Genomic DNA, 22,812 nt, shown 5'->3' on the forward strand with positions numbered 1-22,812 from the left:
GGTTTCCTTAAATGAAGATAGACGGGAACGTGCGGGGGAGTGCGGTTGGCATCGGAAAAAAGGCGTGCGTGCAATGGATTTTGTCGCAGCTGACACAAGCCAGGTCGGTGATGCAGTCGTACTTCGAATCACGATCGCTGCAGGCGCGGGTTCAACCGAGAACACCCGCGAAGCCGGTGCCATGCACCGTGCCACTTTCTTCGCAGGTAAACCTGCTCCCGCAGGGGCACGGTGCATGCAAAGGCCGCGGTCCAACGCTATTTTTTGCTGCCCGGTGGGTAGTTGCCCAGCACCTTGGCCACGGTGTTGCGGATTGCGCTGTTACGTTCTTCCGGGCTTGGCGGGTAGTTGTTCATGATCTGCTCGGCACTGCCGCGCCATACCAGCTTGCCGTCACGCCCATCGAACATGTCGACCTGGATGGTGGCGACCTTGTAGTCGACACTGCGGGTTTCGTTGTACATCGGGCCACCCCAGTAGCCGCCCCAGTAGCCACCCCAGCCACCGCCGTAGTTGGTGGTGATCTGTTGTTGCCGCTGCTCCACGATCAGGTATGTGCGTACTGCCAGGTCGGGCCGCGCTCCGCCTTGTACCGGACGCAGGCCGCGTTGGTCGAGTTGGTCTGCCACCGCCTGGCGAATGCGCTGCTCGGTGAGGTCGCTCTTGATCCGCGGGTCATCCGGGCGGTACTGCAGGCCTGGCTCCTGCCATGCCCAGCTGCGGTAGGTGGCAAAATCGCGGCTGGCATCGAAATCCTGCTGGACGTTATTGCTCGAGCAGGCAGCGAGCAATAACGCGAATGACAGTAGAACGAGACGGCGCAACATGATGGTTCTCCGTTAGCTATTAACTGGGAGGATAGCCGCTGAGTGCCTTGTGCACAGAATCGCGCAAGGCGCTTTCGCGTTCGCGGGGCGAGTCCTTGTTGCTGCTGCTTTCGGCGCTGGCGCTCCAGACCGGCTGGCCGCTGCGGGCGTCGTACAAGTCGATGCGCACCACCAGGACTTCGACCTCGTAGGTACGCACGATGGGCACGCTGGCATAGCCTCCATAACCGTGGCGGTAGCCGCCATAGCCGACCCCCCCATAGGGATACGGCCCGTAGTAGGGGTCGTAGGTGTCGTAGTCACGCACTTGGCGCAAGCGTTTTTCCAGGCGCATATCGGCGCTCACCAGCAAGTCGCCAGGGCCTGTGCGAGCGGGGCGCAGGCCATGCTGGTCGAGCGCACCGCTGACGGCATCGGCCAGTTGCGCCGGGTCGGCATCGACAGCGCCGCTGGGCAACTGGCCGTTGCGCCAGCTCCAGCTGCGGTAGTGCCCATAATCACGAGCGGGCGCAGGGTATGCACTGGCGTCGAAGGTGGTGGCCGCCTGGGCAGGGGCTGGTGGTAACGGGCGGCTGCTGGCCACATAAGGGTTGCTGCCCTGGCAGCCAGCCAGGGCAATGGGCAGCAGGGCCAGGCACAACAGACGGTACGGCATGTGTTCCTCCTGGCGCGGCGGATTAGCGGGGGCGGCAAACCCAGTGCAGGTAGCGGCCAAGCCCGGCGAAGGTGGGGTGGCGACGGTGGGCCAGTTCCATTTCCAACAGGTCGAGCAGCTCGGCCTTGCTCTGGAATTCCTTGGGCATATAGTCGTGAAACACCCGCACGCCGCTTTCGCTTTCAACCTGCCACATAGGCTCAAGTTGCGCCTTGAGTTCGCGTGGATCAAGCGGTTTCTGTGGGGTCAGGCTCTGCTTTTCACCTTCCAGCCGGTTGCTGCGCAACTTGCGGAAATGGCCCTTGAGCAGGTTGCGATAGACCAGTGCGTCGCGGTTGTAGAAGGCCAGCGATAACCAACCGCCGGGGGCCGTGAGCTGGTGCAGCACCGGCAGGATGCTCTCGGGTTCGGCCAGCCATTCGAGCACGGCGTGGCAGAGCACCAGGTCGTAGCGCTCGGTCAGCTGACCGAGCAGGTCTTGCCAGGGCGCCTGGATGAAGGTCGCGGTCTGGCCGGCTTCGGCAAAGCGCGCCCTGGCGCCGTCAAGCATGGGCGCCGCGGGTTCGGCCAGGGTCAGCTGGTGGCCGCGCTCGGCCAGCCACAAGGCCATGTGGCCCAGCCCGGCGCCGATGTCGAGGATGCGTAGCGGGCGGTCGGGTAGCGCTTCGGCCAGGTCGGCCTGCAGCACGGCCAGGCGGATCGCACCCTTGGCGCCGCCATAGATCTTTTCGGCAAAGCGAGTGGCCAGCTCATCGAAATGACGGTCGTTCATCGGGCGAAGCGCCTCTCGCTGTCGGCCAGCTTGGCACGCACCACTTGGTCCATGTCCAGACCCAGTTCGCTGCACAGCAGCAACAGGTAGAGCACCACGTCACCGATTTCCTGGCCGGCGTGGGCCAGTTTGTCGGCAGGCAGCTGGCGCGATTCGTCCTCGCTCAGCCACTGGAAGATTTCTACCAGTTCGGCCATTTCGACGCTGGCGGCCATGGCCAGGTTCTTCGGGCTGTGGAAGCCGCGCCAGTCATTGGTATCGCGGATCTGATGCAGGCGTTGGGTGAGTTCTTGCAGGTTCATCGGGGGTCTCCTATTGCTGCATAGCTTCTGCCCAGGCCCGATGCAAAGCAAGCGTATACCGCCAGGACAGGCCCGGCCCTACAGGCACTCCCAACGGCCGACCATATGCAGCACGTCCCCGTGCCCGTCCAGGCGCAGTTGGCCCGAAGGGCCCGCTTCACTGGCACTGAGCACCACCTCTGAAGGCAACCTGACCGGCTTGCGGAAGTCCACCTCAAAGGCAAAGCCACTGTGCGGCAAGTGCCCGCGCAGCGCGGCCAAGGCCATGGCCTTGGTCCACATGCCATGGGCAATGGCCGTTGGAAAGCCAAATAACCGCGCACTGACAGCACTGAGGTGGATAGGGTTGTAATCCCCGCACACCTTGGCATATCGCCGGCCGATATCACTGTCGGCATACCAGCGGGTGGCCTCGGGCAATGAATCAGGCGCCGTGTCGGCGGGCTCACTTGCCTCGCCTTCCAGGGTCAAGCCACGCACCAACATGCGGCTGGTCTCGCGCCAGAGCAGGCCGATGCCATCTTCAGCCTCGGTGACCAGGTCGAAGGTGCCACCTTTGGCGTGGCGCTGCAGGTTGTGCGCGTACACCGCAAAACGCAGCCCTTCGACAGCACCCAGGGGGCGCAGCACTTCGATGCGGTTGTGCAGGTGTACCAGACCCAGCAGCGGGAAGGGGAAATCATCGGCTGTCATCAGCTGCAATTGCAGGGCAAACGCCATCACATGAGGATAGGTCCCCGGCAGGCGGCCATCATCGGGAAAGTGGCAAAGCCTTCGATAGGCACCCAGATTGCCCGGTTGGACCCGCATGAAACAGCGCAGCCCATCGTCCGGCAGCCGGTCGCCGCTGATGGAGCGTTTGCTGGCTGCGCGCAGGTACAGGCTGGCGCGGGCGGCCGGGTTGTGCAGGTCGTGCCATTGTCGGCTCATGTTCAAGCCCCCATCAATGCCTGGCCGCACACCCGCAGCACCTGGCCGTTGACCGACCCGGAGCCTGGCTGGCTGAGCCACGCAATGGCTTCGGCGACATCCTGCGGGCGCCCACCCTGGCCCAGCGAACTCAAGCGCCGGCCCGCCTCGCGCAGGCCCATGGGCATGGCTGCAGTCATGTGGGTTTCGATGAAACCTGGGGCGATGGCGTTGATGCTGCCACCGCGCTCGGCGAGCCGTGGCGCCCAGGCCTGGGCCAGGCCGATCAGCCCGGCCTTGCTCGCGGCATAGTTGGCCTGCCCGCGGTTGCCGGCAATGCCGCTGACCGAGGCCAGCAGGGTGATGCGCGCGTTTTCCCCCAGCGCGCCGTTGTCATACAACGCCTGGGTGAGCACTTGCGGTGCCTTGAGGTTCACGGCCAGCACGGCGTCCCAGTATTCCGGCGTCATGTTGGCCAGTGTCTTGTCGCGGGTGATACCGGCGTTGTGCACCACGATATCGATGCCGTCGGGCAGGGCCGCGAGCAGTTGCGTTGCCGCATCGCTAGCGCATATATCCAGTGGCAGTGCCTTGCCGCCGAGGCGTGCAGCGAGGGCGTCGAGGTCCTGGCTGGCCTGCGGTACATCCAGCAGCAGTACATCGGCGCCGTCCCGTGCCAAGGTTTCCGCAATGGCGGCGCCGATACCGCGCGCAGCCCCCGTGACCAGCGCACGGCGGCCGCCGAGTGGGCGGGTCCAGTCCTCCACCTGTCCGGTGCAGGCTTGCAGGCGCAGTACCTGGCCAGAGATGAAGGCACTCTTCGGCGAGAGGAAGAAGCGCAGGGCGCCTTCCAGCTGATCTTCGGCACCGGGGGTGACATACAGCAGCTGGGCAGTGGCGCCGTTGCGCAGTTCCTTGGCCAGTGAGCGGCTGAAACCCTCAAGGGCACGCTGTGCAACGCTGGCCAGTGGGTCGTCGAGGCTTTCCGGTGCACGGCCCAGCACCAGGACATGGGCGCATGGGGCCAGGCTGCGTAGCAGCGGCTGGAAAAATTCACGCAACTGCTTCAGTGCATCGCTGTCGGACAAGTGACTGGCATCGAATACCACGGCCTTGATTTTCGGCCCCAGGCCGGCCACCCAGGCTTCAGCCTGCAGGTTGTCGGCATTGAAGCTGTATACCTCGTCAGTGAGGCGCGGGGCGATGGCTTCGACCTGCTTCGCCAGTGGCCCGCCACCCAGTACCAGGGCACCTTCCACCGGCCGCAGGCGGCCAGCCTGCCAGCGCTCCAGTGGCGCCGGGCGTGGCAGGCCAAGGGCATCCACGAGGCGGCGGCCGAGATTGGAGTTGGCAAAACCGAGGTAGCGATCGCTCATGAGTGGTCTCCCGAAAGGCAAGCTTGAAAGTGTGGACCAACTTTGCGGCAGGGTCGTTCGAATGCGGTGAAAACACCTAGGCTGTACCGAACAAATTGTTTCAGGAGGAACACGCGCATGCGTTCAACTCGCCGGGTCGCGATCCTGGGCGGCAACCGGATCCCTTTCGCCCGCTCCAATGGCGCCTACGCCACGGCCAGCAACCAGGCGATGCTCACGGCCGCGCTTGAAGGCTTGATCGAACGCTATTGCCTGCACGGGCTGCGGTTGGGCGAGGTGGTGGCCGGTGCCGTGCTCAAGCACTCGCGCGACATGAACCTGACCCGCGAGTGCGTGTTGGGTTCGCGCCTGTCACCGCAGACCCCGGCCTATGACATCCAGCAGGCCTGCGGTACCGGGCTGGAGGCTGCGCTGCTGGTGGCCAACAAGATTGCCCTGGGGCAGATCGACTGCGGTATTGCAGGCGGTGTCGACAGCACCTCCGATGCGCCGATCGCCGTCAACGAAGGCTTGCGCCATATATTGCTGCAGGCCAACCGTGGCAAAAGCCTTGGCGAACGGTTACAGCCCTTCCTCAAGCTGCGGCCTCATCACCTGAAACCCGAGCTACCACGCAATAGCGAGCCGCGTACGGGGTTGTCGATGGGCGAGCATTGCGAGCGCATGGCCCACACTTGGCGCGTTGGCCGCGCCGAGCAGGACGAATTGGCGCTGCTTAGCCACCAGAAGCTGGCTGCTGCCTATGCCGAGGGTTGGCAGGACGACCTGTTGACGCCGTTTCTTTCGCTGGTGCGGGACAACAACCTGCGCCCCGACCTGAGCCTTGAGCAGTTGGCCAGGCTCAAACCAGCCTTTGACCGCAGCGGGCAGGGCACGTTGACGGCGGGTAATTCCACGCCGTTGACCGATGGTGCTTCGCTGGTGCTGTTGGGCAGCGAAGCGTGGGCGCAGCAGCAGGGGTTGCAGGTGCTTGCCTATCTGGTCGATGGCGAAACCGCTGCGGTGGATTTTGTCACGGGGCGCGAAGGGTTGTTGATGGCGCCGGTGTATGCCGTGCCACGCTTGCTGGCACGCAATGGCCTGACGCTGCAGGACTTTGACTACTACGAAATCCACGAAGCCTTTGCTGCCCAGGTGCTGTGCACGCTCAAGGCCTGGGAAGATGCCGATTACTGCCGTGAGCGGTTGGGCCTGGAGGCGCCGCTGGGCGCGATCGACCGCAGCAAACTCAATGTGAAGGGCAGTTCGCTGGCGGCCGGGCACCCGTTTGCGGCAACCGGTGGGCGGATATTGGCCCACCTGGCCAAGCTGCTGGCGACGGCGGGTAAGGGGCGCGGGCTGATTTCGATCTGTGCGGCAGGCGGGCAGGGGGTGACCGTTATCGTCGAGCGCTGAAGCACCTCCAGGGTAACTGCAGAGGCGGTGAGTGCCTCGATCATGATCCAGCTGTTAGGCTTGTCTGGTCAGAACTACAAGAACATACCATGCCGATCATCGGACACCCCCGCGCTATCCCCGCGCTGGAACACCTGCCCAGACCGCTCTACGCCCGTGCCGAAAGCCTTGGCGCCGGTTCGTGGACTACCCGCCACCAGCACGACTGGGTGCAGTTCTCCTACGCCATCAGCGGTGTACTTGGCGTGTACACACGCGACGGCAGTTACTTTGCCCCACCGCAGTGGGGTGTGTGGATTCCTGCCGATGCCGAGCATGAAGTGGTCACCTCGATGCAAGCCGAGATGCGCAGCCTGTATGTGCGCCGCGATGCCTGCCCATGGGCGCCGGAACAATGCCGAGTGCTGGAAGTCACGCCGCTGGCGCGCGAGCTGATCAAGCAGTTCTGCCTGTTCCCGGCAGATTACCCAGAGGACGACAGCGCCGAATCGCGTCTGGTGGCAGTGCTGCTCGATCAGTTGCGCACCTTGCCGGAAGTCGGTTTTTCGCTGCCGTTGCCCCGCCACCCTGGTTTGCTGGCGCTGTGCAATGGCTTGATCGCTGCACCAGACCAGCCGCAGACCTTGCAGCAATGGGCGCGGGAGCTGGGGTGTTCGGAGAAGACGCTGATGCGGCTGTTTCAACGGGAAACCGGGTTGAGCTTTCGTAATTGGCGCCAGCGCATGCGGTTGTTGTCGTCGCTGGCGTTGCTGGAGGCGGGGGAGAATGTGACCGAGGCGGCGCTGGGGTGTGGGTATGACTCCACGTCGGCCTACATTGCGGCGTTCAAGCAGCTGTTTGGCGCGACACCGGGGGAATTGAAGCTCTGATTTTCGGTTGCCTGTGCCGGCCCTTTCGCGGGGTTATCCGCGAAAGGGCCGGCACAGGCCATACGTCAGGTGCGGAACCTGCGCACCAGCGTATCCAGCTCATTGGACAGCCCGGCCAGGCTCTCGGAGTCCTGGCGCGCCGCCTGGGCCAGCTCGGCCACCAACTGCGCATCCCCGTGAATCTGGCTGATGTGCCGGTTGATGTCCTCAGCCACCTGATGCTGTTCTTCGGCTGCCGTGGCGATCTGGGTGTTCATGTCGCGGATCACATCCACCGACTCACGGATCTGCCCGAAGCTGTCGCGGGCCAGACCAATGCGGCTCACCGACTGCTGCGACACTTCCAGGCTGGCGTGCATCTGCTCGGCCACTTCGGCGGTACGGCTGGCCAGGTTGCCCAGCAAACCGTCGATTTCAGCGGTGGAGTCGGCAGTACGCTTGGCCAGCGCCCGTACTTCGTCGGCCACCACGGCAAAGCCGCGGCCCTGCTCACCGGCACGGGCCGCTTCGATGGCGGCGTTCAGGGCCAGCAGGTTGGTTTGTTCGGCAATCGAACGGATGGTGCCGAGGATCGACTGAATGGCGTTGCTGTCACGCTCCAGTTGCTGGATCGACTGGGCCGATTGCTCGATCTCCTGGCTCAGGCGATCAACGCTGTGTACCGCTGCATCGATCTGTTGCTGCCCTTCGCGGGCCTGCTGCTGGCCGCTGTCGGCCGACTGCGCGGCCTGGCTGCAGGACCGTGCCACTTCATTGGCGGTGGCGACCATTTCGTGGAATGCAGTGGAAACCATATCCACGGCTTCGCGCTGGCGGCCGGCCGCCTCGGCCATGTCGCTGGAGACGCGGGTCGAGCTGCTGGACGTGCTGAGGATCTTGCTGGCGGCAGCACCGATGTGCTGGATCAGGCTGCGAATGGCACCGAGGAACTGGTTGAACCAGCTGGCCAGTTGCGCGGTTTCGTCGCGGCCGCGGATTTCCAGGTTGCGGGTCAGGTCACCCTCACCTTGGGCAATGTCCTCCAGGCCGTTGGTGACGCTGTTGATCGGGCGCACGATCAGTTTGGCGAAGGCCGCACCGACCACCGCGAACAGCGAGGCCAACACCACAGCGATGACACCGATCAGCCAGGTGAGCCGGGTGGTGGTCTGCATCACTTCGCTTTGTTCGATCAGGCCGATGAAGGTCCAGCCCAGCTGCTGATCGGGGTAGACGTTGGCCATGTAGTGCACGCCATTGAGTTCGACCTCGACCAGGCCTTTGCCGGCTTTGGCCAGCTTGGCGTAACCGTCGCCAAAGCTTCCCAGCTGCTTGAAGTTGTGGGCGGCGTCGCGCGGGTCGACCATCACGTTGCCGTTGCTTTCCACCAGCATCAGGTAGCCGCTTTCGCCCAGTTTGATCTGCTTGACGATTTCGGTCAGGCCCTTGAGCGACACGTCGATGTTGACCACGCCGCCGGGGTTGCCCAGCTGGTTGGCCACGGTGCGCACGGTGCTGACCAGCACCGCATCGTCGGCGGCCCAGTAGTAGGCGCCGGTACGCATCGTCTTGCCAGGGTTGGCCATGGCAAGTTGGTACCAGGGGCGCGTGCGTGGGTCATAATTGACAAACTTCTGGCCGGCCGGCCAGCCAGTGTAGCCGCCGTCATTCACCCCGTAGGACAGGTAGGCGTAGGCGGGGTGTGAGTTGGCCAGGCGAGTCATGAAGTCGAGAATTTTGCTGGCCTGCTCGCCCAGTTCGTAGGACGGGGTTGCGCTCATGTACTTGTTCAGCTCGCTGCCCGTGGCGGCAACCATTGGCTGGGAAGCCATGTACTCGACGTTCTGGTTGATCCCCTGGAAGAAGATGTTCATCGCGTTGCTGACCTGGCGGATTTCCCGGCTGCTGCTGTCGAGGAATCCGTCGCGGGCTTCGCCGCGCAGGTTGATGACCACCAGGGTGGCCACGAGAACGATGGGCAAGCCGGCGATGACCGCGAATGCCCAGGTCAGTTTCTGTTTGATGCTCATCGACGCTCCCGGAATTTTTGTTTTCGACACACGAGGCAGGTAGCAACTGCATCGGCAGCATCCGGGTTTTATGAAGCCAAAACGCCCGTATTTATTGGATAAAGTCGTGGTTGGTGACTATTCGGTCGTGTTTGGACATTTATGGCATGCCAAAGGCGCGTGGCAGCTCAGTGACAGCAGCTGCCCGCAGCGCCATTGGCCAGGTCTTTGAGGATCGGGCAGTCCGGACGGTCGTCACCCTGGCAGTGCGAAACCAGCTCGCCGAGGGTGTCGCGCAGGCTCACCAGCTCCTCGATGCGCCGGTTCAGTTCATCGATGTGGTGCATGGCCAGCGCCTTCACATCGGCGCTGGCACGTTGGCGGTCCTGCCACAAGGTCAGCAACTTGCCGACCTCTTCGAGGGAAAAGCCCAGGTCGCGGGAGCGTTTGATGAAGGCCAGGTTGTGCAAGTCTTGCGCCTGGTACAGGCGGTAGCCGCTGTCGCTGCGAGTGGCGGGTTTGAGCAGGCCGATGGACTCGTAGTAACGGATCATCTTGGTGCTGAGCCCGCTGCGGCGGGCGGCCTGGCCGATATTCATTGCGCCTCCTGGGTGCTGCTGGTGGGTTTCCACGTTTTAAGCCACAGTGCATTGCTGACGACGCTGACACTGGACAGGGCCATGGCAGCTCCTGCCAGTACCGGGTTGAGGTAACCCAGCGCGGCGAGCGGAATGCCGATCAGGTTGTAGATGAAGGCCCAGAACAGGTTCTGGCGGATCTTCGCGTAGGTCTTGCGGCTGATTTCCAGCGCGGCGGGCACCAGGCGCGGGTCGCCACGCATCAGGGTGATGCCGGCGGCCTGCATGGCCACGTCGGTACCGCCACCCATGGCAATGCCGATGTCGGCCGCGGCCAACGCCGGTGCATCGTTGATGCCATCGCCAACCATGGCGACCACCCCATCCTGCTTGAGCGCGGCCACGGTCGCGGCCTTGTCGGCCGGTAGCACTTCGGCGTGCACATCGTCGATGCCCAGTGCCTCGGCAACCACTTTGGCGCTGCCACGGTTGTCACCGGTCAGCAGGTGGCTGCTGATGTGTTGGGCGTGCAGGGTTTCGATGGCCTGCGCGGCGCCAGGCTTGAGGCTGTCACCAAAGGCGAACAGGCCCACGACTCTCGGTTGCGCGCCGCGCTCGATCAGCCACGACAGTGTGCGCCCTTCCGCTTCCCAGGCCTGGGACTGGGCGGCCAAATCGCCGGGCTGCAGACCGCTTTCGTCAAGCAGTCGGCGGTTGCCCAGCGCCAGTTCACGGCCTTCAACGCGCCCGGCAATGCCGCGCCCGGTCAGTGACTGGCTGTCGGCAACGGTTGGCACGTCCAGCCCTTGCTCTGCACAGGCCACCAGTACCGCCTTGGCCAGCGGGTGTTCACTCCCGCGCTGCAGGGCGCCGGCCAGGCGGTGAAGGTCGGCACTGTTGCCGTCCAGCGCCTGACTGTGAACCACCCGCGGGCTGCCGGAGGTGAGGGTACCGGTTTTGTCGAACACTACGCGGTTGACCGCATGGGCACGCTCCAGGGCTTCGGCATCCTTGATCAGGATGCCGTGGCGGGCGGCGACCCCGGTACCGGCCATGATCGCGGCGGGCGTGGCCAGGCCGAGGGCGCAGGGGCAGGCGATGACCAGCACGGCGACGGCGTTGATCAGCGCGGTTTCCAGCGGTGCCCCAGCCAACCACCAGCCGATCAGGGTGATCAGGGCCAGTACCAGCACGGCCGGGACGAACACCTGGCTGACACGGTCGACCAGCTTCTGGATCGGTGCTTTGGCGGCCTGGGCGTCTTCCACCAGGCGGATGATGCGCGCCAGCACGGTCTCGGTGCCCAGCGCCTGGGTACGCACCAGCAGCCGGCCTTCACCATTGATGGCGCCACCGGTGACGCTGTCGCCGGGCTGCTTGGGCACTGGCAAGCTCTCGCCGCTGATCAGGGCCTCATCGGCATGGCTGCTGCCGTCTTCGACCACGCCGTCGACCGGGAAGCGTTCGCCGGGCTTGACCAGTACCAGGTCGCCCAAGCGCAAGTGGGCGATGGCCACGTCCTCTTCCACGCCGTCGACCACGCGCAGGGCGCGTTCCGGGCGCAGGGCTTCGAGGGCTCGGATGGCACTGGCGGTCTGGCGTTTGGCGCGGCTTTCCAGGTACTTGCCCAGCAATACCAGGGCAATCACCACGGCTGAGGCTTCGAAGTACAGGTGCGGGGCCATACCGGCGGGAGCCTGTGCCCATTGGTACAGGCTCAGGCCATAGCCAGCGCTGGTGCCCAGGGCCACCAGCAGGTCCATGTTGCCGGCACCGGCGCGCACGGCCTTCCAGGCTGCAATGTAGAAGCGGGCACCGAGAATGAACTGCACGGGTGTGGCCAGCAGGAACTGCGCCCAGGCGGGTAGCATCCAGTGCAAGCCGAACGGTTGTACCAGCATGGGTAATACCAGCGGCAGGGCCAACAGCAAGGCTGCACCGACTGCCAGGCGCTCGTTGCGCAGGCGGCGCTGGACAGCGCTTTGGTCGTCCTTGGTCGATTGCGGCAGGCTGGCGCTGTAGCCTGCCTTTTGCACAGCGTCGATCAGCAGGTTGTCATCAAGGGCCGCAAGCACTTCGAGGTGCGCGCGTTCGCTGGCCAAGTTGACGCTGACCCACTCGACCCCGGCCAATTTGCCCAGGGCGCGCTCTACTCGGCCGACACAACTGGCGCAGGTCATGCCGCCTATCTGCAGTTCGAGGGTGCGGGTTGGTACCCCGTAACCGGCCTCGCGCACGGCTTCGACCAAGGCTGGCAGGCTGGCAGGCGGGGCTACAACCCGGGCTTTTTCAGTGGTGAGGTTTACGCTGACCTGTTCAGCGCCGGTGACCTTGCGCAGGGCGCGCTCGACCCGGCCAGCACAGCTGGCGCAGGTCATGCCGGAGATCGGCAGGTCGTATGTGGTGGATGCGGGCATGGCTCTCCTCCTTGGACAGGCCTCCAGCATCAACCTTGCCACGCAGGCAAGGTCAATAGCCCAGGTCGGCTCGTTTCAACTCCAGCCCATATTGCCCCATGGCGATGCGGTATTTGTTGATCTGGCCCGCCTGCAGATTCAAACGCGTGCTGCGCTGGTCCTCTATACCTGCGGCGCAACCCGGCATTTGCCCAGGCAGCAGGCGCAGGCGCACATCCACCGGGCCAGGCGGCAGGTTGAACGAGGTGGACTGCTCCTGGAAAACGCGCCCGGAAAGCTGGTCGTTGAGGTATACGCCGATTTCGCAACTGGTGGCCACTTCCAGGCGCTCCCGGGAAATGATCAGTACGCTGTAGGCCGAGTTGCCCTCGGCGAATGCCGGTGGCACCACAGCCAGCGCGCCCAAGAGCCCGACGACGCCCAATGCTGCCCTGAACATGAAAAATCTCCTGCTTGCCTGATCGTCAAAGGCGCAGCTTGGCCGACGCGGACGCGGATTTCCACCCCGGGCGTTGCAGGCAGGGCTTGACCTTGCCCTCATGGCAAGCTTGAGACTTGTGAAAAACCTGAAGGAGGTAACCCCCATGCAAGTGTTCAATGGACAAGGCATGACCTGCGGCCATTGCGTGAAAGCCGTGACCCGCGCGGTGCAGGAGCAGGATGCGGCAGCCAGGGTGGAAGTTGATCTGGCAGGTAAACAGGTGCGTGTGCAGAGCGAGTTGGCGCAGGAGCAGATTCTCACTGCGATTCGCGATGAGGGGTATCAGGCCGAAATCGCCTGAAGACCTGATTGCTCCCACCGGGGGTAACAGTGTTGCAAATGTTTTCACATTGACAGGGTCCACAGCAGGTAGAATCAGTCACTTGCTTAGCCTGCTATGGATTCCTGATGAACCTGCGAATGGTGCTCATCCTGGGCGCACTCAGTGCGTTCGGGCCCTTGGCGATCGACTTTTACCTGCCAGCCTTCCCGGCCATGGCGCAAGCGTTCGCCACCGATGAAAAACACGTCCAGGCCACATTGGCCGCCTACTTCCTGGGCCTGTCTATCGGGCAGTTGGCCTATGGGCCGGTTGCCGACCGCTTTGGCAGACGCAAACCGCTGATGTTCGGCGTTACGCTGTTCACCTTGGCATCACTGGCCTGTGCCTACGCCCCCAACCTCGATGCCTTGGTGGTGGCGCGTTTCATCCAGGCACTGGGTGGTTGTGCCGGCATGGTGCTTTCGCGAGCCATCGTCAGCGACAAGTGCGACCCGGTAGCTTCAGCCAAAGTGTTTTCGCAACTGATGCTGGTCATGGGCTTGGCGCCGATCCTGGCACCGATGCTGGGTGGGGTGCTGGTGAACCTGGCCGGCTGGCAGTCGATCTTCCTTGCGCTGAGCCTGTTCAGTGCCGGCTGCCTGCTGGCGGTAAGCCTGGGCCTGCCGGAAAGCCTGCCCGAGCATATACCCCGGCAACCGCTGTCTGGCGCCTTGCGCCAGTACCTGCGGCTGCTGGCTGACCGGGTTTTCCTCGGCCATGCCCTGACCGGCGGTATCGCCATTGCCGGCATGTTTGCCTATATCGCCGGTTCACCTTTCGTGTTCATCAAACTGTATGGCGTGCCCGCTGAGCACTACGGTTGGCTGTTCGGCACCAACGCCGCAGGTTTTATTCTGGTGGCGCAGGTGAACGCCCGCCTGCTGGCCAAACGCGGGCCGGCCTTCCTGCTGGGCCGTGCGGTGTGGCTGTATCTGGTTGCGGGCCTGGTGTTGCTGGGCGTGGCGGCGTTGCGCCCTGCGCAACTGTGGCCGCTACTGGTGCCGCTGTTCATCTGTATCGCCAGCCTTGGTTGCATCATTCCCAATGCTTCGGCCTGCGCCATGAGTGGACAGGGCGCGCGTGCCGGCAGCGCCTCGGCACTGATGGGCTGTGTGCAGTTCAGCGTAGCTGCGGGTGCTGCGGCGCTGGTCGGGCTGCTGCATGATGGCAGTGCGGTACCCATGGCAATCGTGATCAGCCTGTGCGGGGCGCTGGTGGTCAGTGTTGCGCTGTTGACCCGGCGTTTGCAGGCCAAGGCTCCCGCATGAGCGGGTGAGGTGCCTGCAGCCGGGTTTCCAGCGTGGCGACGAAGGCACGCGCCTCAGCCTCGCTGCGGAAACTGACCACATGCTGATCGAGCTGGACTTGCCAAGGGCAGGCGGGGTTTCGGCTCGACGCACTTACGATAATTTTCATCGCTGCATACCTCCAGGAAGGGGAGCCGCTCAAGTGTAGCGCTGGCCCGCCAGCCTGCCATGACACGGCTTCAGCGTCCTGACTGACGGTAAGTGTGTGCATTTTTCTGGCGGTGTCTCCTACTTTGGGCGCAATGCCTGCAAACCCGCAGAACCTTCGCTTTGTTTCGCACTATTTGTGGAAGGTTGCTGTGGGCCACATCTGAAATGGCTGCAAGTTTGTTTTCATCAAGATGTTTCAGCGCGTTTGTGTGGGCGTACCGGTGCCTTGATTGACTGGGTGCCGGGGCGTTTTCGAAGCCGCCTCGCTGCTTGCCATGGGTAGGCATACCCAGTGGTTTTTCGTCATGAGTACGATGGCACCTGGCCGTCTGAACCGGCGTTTTCTGCGGCTTATACTGGCGAGCCAGGCCAGTGCCAGCGAGAGGCGCTTCCCTGGCAGGGTTGGCCATCGCATCCCCACAGTGAACTTGCAGGGAGTTACAAGGACATGAACGCAGCCAGCAGTATCAGCCAGATCGCCAGCCTGATGGCCGACCCCAAGCGCAGTGCCATGTTGTGGGCATTGATCGATGGCACACCGCGGTTGGCCAATGAGCTCGCGATAATGACTGGCCTGACTTCATCGTCAGCCTGCGCACACCTTTCGCTGCTGTCGTCGGCCGGTTTGCTCAGGCATGAAGCCAGGGGCCGCAAACGTTACTTCTGCCTGGCTACCCCGCAGGTCGGAGCGGCGGTAGAGGCCTTGGCCAGCGTACAGCTGGAAAGCGCCAGGGGAGAGCGTGCCGAAGCGCCGGTATCGTCGCTGCCGCTGTCGATGCGCCGGGCGCGCCGTTGTGGCGATCACCTGGGTGGGGAGTTGGCCAGTGAGCTGTACCATCGCATGGTGGTGGCTGGCTGGTTGGAAGGCAGCGGACGGCACTTGAGGGTCAGTGACGAGGGGCGGGCGCAGTTGGCCTTGGTCGGGGTGTACATCGATGCCCTGGCGCCACACCAGCAACGAGGTTGCGTGATCTGCCGCTGCACCGAATGGAATGACCAAGGCCCGCATCTGGGTGGCGTACTGGGTCAGGCCTTGTTCAGGTTGTTCCTGCAATCTGGCTGGATGCGCGAGATAGAGGACTCACGGGCACTGCATATTTCGGCGCTGGGTATCCAGCAGATCAATCGCATAGCCCGCGTGGCGACGTTGCAGGTCGGTTGAGCGCAACGTCGTCATGCTACTCAAACCAGCCGTGCGTCCAGGCTGTTCTGCGCCAGGCGACGAGCCTGGTCTTCGGTCATGCCCAAGTGGGTATGCAGAGCGTGGAAGTTCTCCGTGACGTAGCCACCGAAGTAGGCCGGGTCGTCCGAGTTGACCGTGACTTTCACACCACGCTCGAGCATGTCGAGGATGTTGTGCTGGCTCATGTGGTCGAACACGCAGAGCTTGGTGTTGGACAGCGGGCACACCGTGAGCGGGATCTGCTCGTCGATGATGCGCTGCATCAGGCGCTCGTCCTCGATGGCGCGCACGCCATGGTCGATACGTTTGATCTTCAGCAGGTCGAGGGCTTCCCAGATGTACTCGGGCGGGCCTTCTTCGCCAGCATGGGCAACGGCGACGAAGCCTTCGCTACGGGCGCGGTCGAACACCCGCTGGAACTTGCTGGGCGGGTGGCCCATCTCCGAGCTGTCCAGGCCTACGGCAATGAACGCATCGCGGAACGGCAAGGCCTGATCGAGGGTCTTGTGCGCTTCATCCTCGCTGAGGTGGCGCAGGAAGCTGAGGATCAGGCCGCTGCTGATGCCCAGTTGTTCGCGGCCATCCTTGAGCGCCTGGCTGATGCCGTTGAGCACCACTTCGAAAGCAATGCCGCGGTCGGTGTGGGTCTGCGGGTCGAAGAAGGGTTCGGTGTGGATCACGTTCTGGGCCTTGCAGCGTTGCAGGTAGGCCCAGGTCAGGTCGTAGAAGTCCTGCTCGGTGCGCAGCACATCTGCGCCCTGGTAATACAGGTCGAGGAACTCCTGCAGGTTGTTGAAGGCATAGGCACCGCGCAAGGTCTCCACATCGGCCCAGGGCAAGGCGATCTTGTTGCGCTCGGCCAGGGCGAACAGCAACTCGGGCTCCAGTGAGCCTTCCAGGTGCAGGTGCAGTTCGGCCTTGGGCAGGGCGTTCAACCAGTCATACATAGTGGTCATCTCAATCAGGTACGGTTGCGGCCATTCTACAGGGGCTGGCTGGGCAATGCGCCCAGCCGGGCTGCGACCTGGTGAATCACCAGACCAAGGGTTCGCCCTTGTAGTTGATGAAACGCAGGCCGCCCTTGCCGCTTTGGGCCTTGATCTGTTCGATCATGCCGCGGGTGCTGGTGAGCACATCGATTTCGGCGTTTTCGCCACCCATGTCAGTTTTCACCCAGCCCGGGTGCATGGCCAGCACGCACAGGTCCGGGCGCTGCTGCTCAACGAAGAAGCTGTTGATCATCGAGTTCAGTGCCGCCTTGCTGGCCTTGTACAGGCAGATTTCGCCACCGTCTGGGATGGTGACGCTTCCCAGGATCGAGCTCATGAAAGCCAGCACACCACTGCCTTCGCGTATTTGACCCACCAGGCGGCGAGCCACGCGTATCGGCGCCACAGCGTTGGTCATGAACAGATCGCCAATGTCGCTGTTGTGGACTGCCTCCAGGTCTTGCGGCAGGGGGCCCATGACTCCGGCGTTGACGAATATCAGGTCGAACACCTGGCCTTGCAGGCGTTGCTTCAGGCTGTCGAGCTGAACGGTGTCGTTCATTTCCAGCTGCTCGATATGCACGCCGGGCACGTTCGCCAGGGCGCCGGGCTGCTGCGGGTTACGGACGGTGGCAGTGATGTGCCAACCGTCTTCGTGCAGGCGTTGTACCAAGCCCAGGCCAAGCCCGCGCGAGGCGCCGATGATGAGGGCAGTTCTTGAATTGGCCATAGGAACATTCCTTTATCGGTGTAGGAGAAAGGAATTGAGCATACGTCACGGCGAATACGCGTGCCTGGTTTGCGTCTGGTTAAAAAATGGTCAGTTTTGTCTGGGCCTTGCGGGGCCGGGCGCTTCGCCTGTTGGCGCACGGGTTATCCACAAGCTGGTCCACAGTTATTGTGTGCAAGGTGAGCAAGCGGGGTGCGGCTTGGATGGGCGGTTCGCTGGGGATAAGTCGCGCACATTCAGCAGTTTACGACTGTCATCAAATAGTGATCAAAATATGATCAAAGCTCTGGGGGCCTCGAAATCACTAGCCTGCAAGAGAGTGCCCCAAGCTTATCCACAGGCAGGCCCACAGTTGTTGTGGGCAATGTTCAGCGTGCTTCGAGCAAAATACGCCCGCGGCTCAGGTCCGCCAGTTGCTGTTGCAATGGCGCCAGGTGGGCGTCACCGAGAGCAACCACCAGGTCCACACCATTGGCGGTGAACTGTTCATCCAGGACCAGGCCGTCAATCTCGGCCAGGCGCAACTTCACCAGCGCCAGTTCGCTGAAACTGCAACTGCAGCTGAAGTGGCTGCGCTGCACCAGTAGGCGCTTGGGCGCCTGTTGCAGGCACTTGTTGGCGCCGCCGCCATAGGCCCTGGCCAGGCCGCCGGTACCCAGCTGGATGCCGCCGTACCAACGGATCACCAGCACCACCACCTGGTCGCAGTCCTGCGCTTCAATGGCCGCCAGTATCGGCCGCCCTGCAGTGCCGCCGGGTTCGCCGTCGTCACTGCTGCGGTACTGCGCGCCGAGTTTCCAGGCCCAGCAGTTGTGGGTAGCGGCCAGGTCGCTGTGGCGTTCGATGAAACTCATCGCTTCGGCGGCGCTGCTGATCGGCCCGGCGAGGGTGATGAAGCGGCTTTTGCGGATTTCCTCGCGGTATTCGCAGAGGTCGAGCAGGGTAGAAGGCATAAAGGACAGTCAGGCAGACGGCTTGATGCCGCAGCCCTTCAAAATGATGTGGATAAGGTTGTTGCTCGCGTCTTCCATGTCCTGCTTGGTCAGGCGGCTGCGGCCAGTCACCTGGCAGATCTGGGTGGCGAAGTCGGCATAGTGCTGGGTGCTGCCCCAGAGCAGGAAGATCAGGTGCACCGGGTCGACCGGGTCCATTTTGCCTGCTTCGATCCAGGCCTGGAATACCGCAGCACGGCCGCGGAACCATTCGCGGTAATCGGCACTGAAGTATTCGGTCAGGCAGGTGCCACCGCTGATCACTTCCATGGCGAAAATGCGCGAAGCTTGCGGGTTGCGCCGGGAGAACTCCATTTTGGTGCGGATGTACTGGCTCAGGGCTTCACCGGGGTCGTCATCGACGCTCAAGGCGTTGAAGGTGCTGTCCCACAACTCGATGATGTTGCTGAGCACGGCGATGTACAGGCCCAGCTTGTTGGTGAAGTAGTAATGCAGGTTAGCCTTGGGCAACCCCGCCTTGAGGGCGATGGTGTTCATGCTGGTGCCCTTGAAACCATGGCGGGCGAACTCATCTTCGGCGGCCTGGATAATGGCCTGTTCGTTCTTCTGGCGGATACGGCCCGCGGGCTTGCCCGAGGCGGAGAGGCGATGCGCAGGGACTTCTAGGGTCATGGACGATTCCGTACGGGGCAGTGGCTGCGGCTGTGGGACAAGATTACCTGCCTGTGCCGAAGTGACAAGCGTTTGCGGCACAGACTGGCATCAACGTGTCGCAGCCAGGCTTTCGAGGAAGCTTTCCAACACCAGGTTGGGGCGCCGGCCTTTGCGGGTAACCCAGCTCAGGCTCAGGTCATAAAAGCGCTCCTTGGGCTTGAGCGCACGCAAACGGCCTTGCTGTACCCAGAACATGGCGTAGTGGTCGGGCAGATAGCCAATGTAACGCCCGGTGAGGATGAGAAACGCCATGCCCTCGCGGTCAGAAGCACTGGCTGTGCAATTCAGCGCCTGGTAGTGCGCCTGGATGTCGGCCGGCAGGCGGAAGGTGGGGGTGATGGCTTCCTGGCTGTTGAGGCGTTCGTCGTCTATCTGCTGGTCGTCGGCGTAGAACAGCGGGTGGCCGACTGCGCAGTACAGCAGCGAGCGTTCGCTGTACAGCGGTTGGTACTCAAGCCCCGATAGCGGGCTGGTCTGTGGGACGACGCCAACGTGCAGGCTGCCGTCGAGCACGCCGTGCTCGACCTGGCTGGGGGCGATCATACGGATCTGGATGCGTACATCAGGGCCGCGGTCCTTGAGTTCCGCCAGGGCATGGGTGATACGCATGTGCGGCAGGGTCACCAGGTTGTCGGTCAGGCCAATGTTCAGCTCGCCGCGCAAATGCTGGTGCAGGCCATTGACCTCGGTGCGGAAGGTTTCCAGCGCGCTGAGCAGTTGCAGGGCTGAATGGTAGACCTCGCGGCCTTCCTCCGTCAGCGAGAAACCGGCGCGGCCGCGCTGACACAGGCGCAGGCCGAGGCGTTGTTCGAGGTCGTTCATCTGCTGGCTGATGGCCGAGCGACCAATGCCCAGTACGTTTTCGGCAGCGGAGAAGCCACCGCACTCGACGACGCTGCGATAGATCTTCAGCAGGCGGATGTCGAAATCGCTGACTTGGGCGAGTGGATCGGGTCTTCGGCTCATCAGTTTAGTCTCGGCCTGCCTGAAGGTTAGAAATGTAGGCTTTTTCAGACTCTATCGCCGTGCCAACTTAGCTGCAACAACATCCATCGTTGCCTAATCGTCTTCCGAGGAACCGCCGATGAACATGCCCGAAACCGCCCCCACGGGTATCGCCAGCCAGCTCAAGCTGGACGCCCACTGGATGCCCTATACCGCCAACCGCAACTTCCAGCGCGACCCACGCCTGATCGTGGCGGCCGAAGGCAACTACCTGGTCGATGACCACGGGCGCAAGATCTTCGACGCCCTGTCTGGCCTGTGGACCTGCGGCGCAGGGCACACTCGCAAGGAAATCGCTGACGCGGTGACCCGCCAACTGAGTACGCTGGACTACTCCCCAGCGTTCCAGTTCGGCCACCCGCTGTCGTTCCAGCTGGCTGAAAAGATCGCCGAGCTGGTTCCGGGCAATCTGAATCACGTCTTCTATACCAACTCCGGTTCCGAGTGCGCCGATACCGCGCTGAAGATGGTGCGTGCCTACTGGCGCCTGAAAGGCCAGGCAACCAAGACCAAGATCATCGGCCGTGCCCGTGGTTACCATGGCGTGAACATCGCCGGTACCAGCCTGGGTGGCGTCAACGGTAACCGCAAGATGTTTGGTCAGCTGCTGGACGTCGACCACTTGCCTCACACCGTGTTGCCAGTGAACGCCTTCTCCAAAGGCATGCCGGAAGAGGGCGGTATCGCGCTGGCTGACGAAATGCTCAAGCTGATCGAGCTGCACGATGCCTCCAACATCGCAGCAGTCATCGTCGAGCCGCTGGCCGGTTCGGCCGGTGTGCTGCCGCCGCCGAAGGGTTACCTGAAGCGTCTGCGTGAAATCTGCACCCAGCACAACATTCTGCTGATCTTCGACGAAGTGATCACAGGCTTCGGCCGCATGGGCGCGATGACCGGCTCGGAAGCCTTCGGCGTTACCCCGGACCTGATGTGCATCGCCAAGCAGGTGACCAACGGCGCCATCCCGATGGGCGCAGTGATTGCCAGCAGCGAGATCTACCAGACCTTCATGAATCAGCCGACCCCGGAATACGCCGTGGAATTCCCACACGGCTACACCTACTCGGCACACCCGGTAGCCTGTGCCGCCGGTCTCGCCGCGCTGGACCTGCTGCAGAAGGAAAACCTGGTGCAGTCCGCGGCTGAACTGGCGCCGCATTTCGAGAAGCTGCTGCACGGCGTGAAGGGCACCAAGAATATCGTCGATATCCGTAACTACGGCCTGGCCGGCGCCATCCAGATCGCCGCCCGTGACGGTGATGCCATCGTTCGCCCATATGAAGCGGCCATGAAGCTGTGGAAAGCCGGCTTCTATGTACGCTTTGGTGGCGACACCCTGCAGTTCGGCCCAACCTTCAATACCAAGCCGCAGGAATTGGACCGCCTGTTCGATGCTGTAGGCGAAACCCTGAACCTGATCGACTGATCTTTCCGATTTTGATGCCAGGCGCATGCCCGCAGCGCGTGCCTGGCTCTCCTTTGTTTATCTGGAGTTTTGCATGAGCATTGTTCAGCACCTGATTCACGGCGAACTGGTTACCAAGGGTGAGCGCACCGCCGATGTCTTCAACCCGTCCACTGGCCAGGCCGTTCGCAAGGTCGAACTGGCCAGCCGCGCAACCGTGCAGGAAGCGATCGACTCGGCCAAGGCAGCCTTCCCGGCCTGGCGCAACACCCCTCCGGCCAAGCGCGCCCAGGTGATGTTCCGCTTCAAGCAACTGCTGGAGCAGAACGAAGCCAAGATTTCGCAGATGATCAGCGAAGAGCACGGCAAGACCCTGGAAGACGCCGCCGGTGAACTGAAGCGTGGTATCGAGAACGTCGAGTTCGCGTGTGCAGCCCCTGAAGTGCTGAAGGGTGAGTACAGTCGCAACGTCGGTCCGAACATCGACGCCTGGTCCGACTTCCAGCCGCTGGGCGTGGTTGCCGGTATCACCCCATTCAACTTCCCGGCCATGGTGCCGCTGTGGATGTACCCGCTGGCCATCGCCTGCGGCAACGCATTCATCCTCAAGCCTTCCGAGCGTGACCCGAGCTCGACCCTGTACATTGCCCAGTTGTTGCTGGAAGCCGGCCTGCCGAAGGGCATCCTCAACGTCGTGCACGGTGACAAGGAAGCGGTGGATGCGCTGATCGAAGCGCCGGAAGTCAAAGCACTGAGCTTCGTGGGCTCGACCCCGATCGCCGAGTACATCTATGCCGAAGGCACCAAGCGTGGCAAGCGTGTACAAGCCTTGGGTGGCGCGAAGAACCACGCGGTGCTGATGCCGGATGCCGACCTGGACAACGCAGTCAGTGCACTGATGGGCGCGGCTTACGGTTCGTGTGGCGAGCGTTGCATGGCCATTTCGGTCGCCGTGTGCGTGGGCGACCAAGTGGCCGATGCCCTGATTGCCAAGCTGGAGCCACAGATCAAGGCGCTGAAGATTGGTGCCGGCACCTCGTGCGGCCTGGACATGGGCCCGCTGGTGACTGCGGCAGCGCGTGACAAGGTCGTGGGTTACATCGATGACGGTGTTGCTGCTGGCGCCAAGCTGGTGGTGGATGGTCGTGGTTTCCGAGTGGCGGGTAATGAAGATGGCTACTTTGTGGGTGGCACCCTGTTCGACAAGGTGACCCCGGAGATGCGCATCTATAAAGAGGAGATTTTTGGCCCGGTGCTGTGCGTGGTCCGTGTGAATAGCCTGGAGCAGGCCATGCAGCTGATCAACGATCACGAGTATGGCAACGGCACCTGCATCTTTACGCGTGACGGTGAAGCGGCCCGTCTGTTCTGTGACGAGATCGAAGTGGGTATGGTGGGTGTGAACGTACCGCTGCCGGTGCCGGTGGCCTACCACAGCTTCGGTGGTTGGAAGCGTTCGCTGTTTGGTGATCTGCATGCCTATGG

The 22,812-nt window shown here is 62.9% G+C and carries 23 protein-coding genes and 1 pseudogene (1 of these 24 only partly in view); 7 read left to right on the forward strand and 17 right to left on the reverse strand.

Annotated elements, in window-relative coordinates; genetic code table 11:
• Positions 1 to 257: 257 nt before the first annotated feature.
• The 6 genes from LMH93_RS03150 to LMH93_RS03175 form a co-directional block, all read right to left on the reverse strand.
• Complete coding sequence (locus LMH93_RS03150) at positions 258 to 827, reverse strand: DUF4136 domain-containing protein (protein ID WP_003255304.1); 570 nt, start codon at positions 825 to 827, stop codon at positions 258 to 260.
• 19 nt (positions 828 to 846) lie between these two features.
• Positions 847 to 1,482: a DUF4136 domain-containing protein gene (locus tag LMH93_RS03155; protein WP_003255302.1), complete on the reverse strand. Its 636-nt coding sequence runs from the start codon at positions 1,480 to 1,482 to the stop codon at positions 847 to 849.
• Between the two features lie 22 nt (positions 1,483 to 1,504).
• A complete protein-coding gene (locus LMH93_RS03160) occupies positions 1,505 to 2,254 on the reverse strand; it encodes a methyltransferase domain-containing protein (protein ID WP_004576999.1) in 750 nt (249 codons plus the stop codon).
• Positions 2,251 to 2,556: a MazG-like family protein gene (locus LMH93_RS03165; protein WP_003255298.1), complete on the reverse strand. Its 306-nt coding sequence runs from the start codon at positions 2,554 to 2,556 to the stop codon at positions 2,251 to 2,253. The genes LMH93_RS03160 and LMH93_RS03165 overlap by 4 nt, the downstream gene beginning before the upstream one ends.
• A gap of 78 nt (positions 2,557 to 2,634) precedes the next feature.
• A complete protein-coding gene (locus tag LMH93_RS03170) occupies positions 2,635 to 3,486 on the reverse strand; it encodes a MaoC family dehydratase (RefSeq protein ID WP_003255296.1) in 852 nt (283 codons plus the stop codon).
• 2 nt (positions 3,487 to 3,488) lie between these two features.
• On the reverse strand, positions 3,489 to 4,841 hold the full coding sequence (locus LMH93_RS03175; RefSeq protein WP_019750363.1) for a 3-oxoacyl-ACP reductase: 1,353 nt from the start codon (positions 4,839 to 4,841) through the stop codon (positions 3,489 to 3,491).
• A gap of 117 nt (positions 4,842 to 4,958) precedes the next feature.
• Here LMH93_RS03175 and LMH93_RS03180 point away from each other — a divergent pair, with 117 nt between their 5' ends.
• Both LMH93_RS03180 and LMH93_RS03185 read left to right on the forward strand, forming a co-directional pair.
• Positions 4,959 to 6,236, forward strand: a complete 1,278-nt coding sequence (locus tag LMH93_RS03180) for an acetyl-CoA C-acetyltransferase (RefSeq protein ID WP_230064824.1) — start codon at positions 4,959 to 4,961, stop codon at positions 6,234 to 6,236.
• Positions 6,237 to 6,325: 89 nt separating this feature from the next.
• The gene (locus tag LMH93_RS03185; RefSeq protein ID WP_003255291.1) at positions 6,326 to 7,105 is read left to right on the forward strand and encodes an AraC family transcriptional regulator; all 780 of its coding nucleotides are present in this window, start codon (positions 6,326 to 6,328) and stop codon (positions 7,103 to 7,105) included.
• A 65-nt stretch (positions 7,106 to 7,170) separates the two neighbouring features.
• On the opposite strand, the gene LMH93_RS29765 is transcribed toward LMH93_RS03185, so the two are convergent.
• From LMH93_RS29765 to LMH93_RS03205, 5 genes and pseudogenes are all read right to left on the reverse strand, one after another.
• The gene (locus tag LMH93_RS29765; protein WP_370626959.1) at positions 7,171 to 7,938 is read right to left on the reverse strand and encodes a methyl-accepting chemotaxis protein; all 768 of its coding nucleotides are present in this window, start codon (positions 7,936 to 7,938) and stop codon (positions 7,171 to 7,173) included.
• Between the two features lie 90 nt (positions 7,939 to 8,028).
• Positions 8,029 to 9,114, reverse strand: a pseudogene (locus LMH93_RS29770) (HAMP domain-containing protein); the annotation flags it as partial.
• Positions 9,115 to 9,281: 167 nt separating this feature from the next.
• Positions 9,282 to 9,692, reverse strand: a complete 411-nt coding sequence (gene cueR / locus LMH93_RS03195; protein WP_004576995.1) for a Cu(I)-responsive transcriptional regulator — start codon at positions 9,690 to 9,692, stop codon at positions 9,282 to 9,284.
• The gene (locus LMH93_RS03200; RefSeq protein ID WP_230064825.1) at positions 9,689 to 12,088 is read right to left on the reverse strand and encodes a heavy metal translocating P-type ATPase; all 2,400 of its coding nucleotides are present in this window, start codon (positions 12,086 to 12,088) and stop codon (positions 9,689 to 9,691) included. The genes cueR and LMH93_RS03200 overlap by 4 nt, the downstream gene beginning before the upstream one ends.
• Positions 12,089 to 12,140: 52 nt before the next feature.
• A complete protein-coding gene (locus LMH93_RS03205; protein WP_003255287.1) occupies positions 12,141 to 12,527 on the reverse strand; it encodes a hypothetical protein in 387 nt (128 codons plus the stop codon).
• 145 nt (positions 12,528 to 12,672) lie between these two features.
• Here LMH93_RS03205 and LMH93_RS03210 point away from each other — a divergent pair, with 145 nt between their 5' ends.
• Both LMH93_RS03210 and LMH93_RS03215 read left to right on the forward strand, forming a co-directional pair.
• Positions 12,673 to 12,870: a heavy-metal-associated domain-containing protein gene (locus LMH93_RS03210; RefSeq protein WP_230064826.1), complete on the forward strand. Its 198-nt coding sequence runs from the start codon at positions 12,673 to 12,675 to the stop codon at positions 12,868 to 12,870.
• 107 nt (positions 12,871 to 12,977) lie between these two features.
• A complete protein-coding gene (locus tag LMH93_RS03215; protein WP_230064827.1) occupies positions 12,978 to 14,159 on the forward strand; it encodes a multidrug effflux MFS transporter in 1,182 nt (393 codons plus the stop codon).
• Here LMH93_RS03215 and LMH93_RS03220 read toward each other — a convergent pair.
• A complete protein-coding gene (locus LMH93_RS03220; RefSeq protein WP_003255284.1) occupies positions 14,110 to 14,307 on the reverse strand; it encodes a hypothetical protein in 198 nt (65 codons plus the stop codon). The two genes, LMH93_RS03215 and LMH93_RS03220, sit on opposite strands and share 50 nt — an antisense overlap.
• A 489-nt stretch (positions 14,308 to 14,796) precedes the next feature.
• Between LMH93_RS03220 and LMH93_RS03225 the strand changes: the two genes are divergently transcribed.
• Complete coding sequence (locus tag LMH93_RS03225; RefSeq protein ID WP_004576993.1) at positions 14,797 to 15,510, forward strand: ArsR/SmtB family transcription factor; 714 nt, start codon at positions 14,797 to 14,799, stop codon at positions 15,508 to 15,510.
• 20 nt (positions 15,511 to 15,530) lie between these two features.
• On the opposite strand, the gene LMH93_RS03230 is transcribed toward LMH93_RS03225, so the two are convergent.
• The 5 genes from LMH93_RS03230 to LMH93_RS03250 form a co-directional block, all read right to left on the reverse strand.
• Positions 15,531 to 16,478 carry an adenosine deaminase gene (locus LMH93_RS03230; protein ID WP_003255282.1) on the reverse strand — a complete coding sequence of 316 codons (948 nt, stop codon included), beginning with the start codon at positions 16,476 to 16,478 and terminating at the stop codon, positions 15,531 to 15,533.
• Between the two features lie 85 nt (positions 16,479 to 16,563).
• Positions 16,564 to 17,250 carry an SDR family oxidoreductase gene (locus LMH93_RS03235; protein ID WP_003255281.1) on the reverse strand — a complete coding sequence of 229 codons (687 nt, stop codon included), beginning with the start codon at positions 17,248 to 17,250 and terminating at the stop codon, positions 16,564 to 16,566.
• A 368-nt stretch (positions 17,251 to 17,618) separates the two neighbouring features.
• Positions 17,619 to 18,203 (reverse strand): IMPACT family protein, encoded by a 585-nt coding sequence (locus LMH93_RS03240; RefSeq protein ID WP_185279750.1) that lies wholly within the window; start codon positions 18,201 to 18,203, stop codon positions 17,619 to 17,621.
• Positions 18,204 to 18,212: 9 nt separating this feature from the next.
• Complete coding sequence (locus LMH93_RS03245) at positions 18,213 to 18,875, reverse strand: TetR/AcrR family transcriptional regulator (protein WP_230064828.1); 663 nt, start codon at positions 18,873 to 18,875, stop codon at positions 18,213 to 18,215.
• Positions 18,876 to 18,965: 90 nt separating this feature from the next.
• Positions 18,966 to 19,886 carry a LysR family transcriptional regulator gene (locus LMH93_RS03250; RefSeq protein ID WP_029380767.1) on the reverse strand — a complete coding sequence of 307 codons (921 nt, stop codon included), beginning with the start codon at positions 19,884 to 19,886 and terminating at the stop codon, positions 18,966 to 18,968.
• A gap of 115 nt (positions 19,887 to 20,001) precedes the next feature.
• Between LMH93_RS03250 and LMH93_RS03255 the strand changes: the two genes are divergently transcribed.
• A complete protein-coding gene (locus LMH93_RS03255; RefSeq protein WP_004576992.1) occupies positions 20,002 to 21,348 on the forward strand; it encodes an aspartate aminotransferase family protein in 1,347 nt (448 codons plus the stop codon).
• Positions 21,349 to 21,421: 73 nt separating this feature from the next.
• Positions 21,422 to 22,812: the 5' portion of a CoA-acylating methylmalonate-semialdehyde dehydrogenase gene (locus tag LMH93_RS03260; RefSeq protein ID WP_003255276.1), read on the forward strand. It continues 103 nt past the right edge of the window; the window shows 1,391 of its 1,494 coding nt (coding positions 1–1,391); it begins with the start codon at positions 21,422 to 21,424; the stop codon falls past the right edge of the window.

The sequence above is a fragment of the Pseudomonas sp. CIP-10 genome (genome assembly GCF_020911845.1).
Classification (GTDB): Bacteria; Pseudomonadota; Gammaproteobacteria; order Pseudomonadales; family Pseudomonadaceae; genus Aquipseudomonas; species Aquipseudomonas alloputida.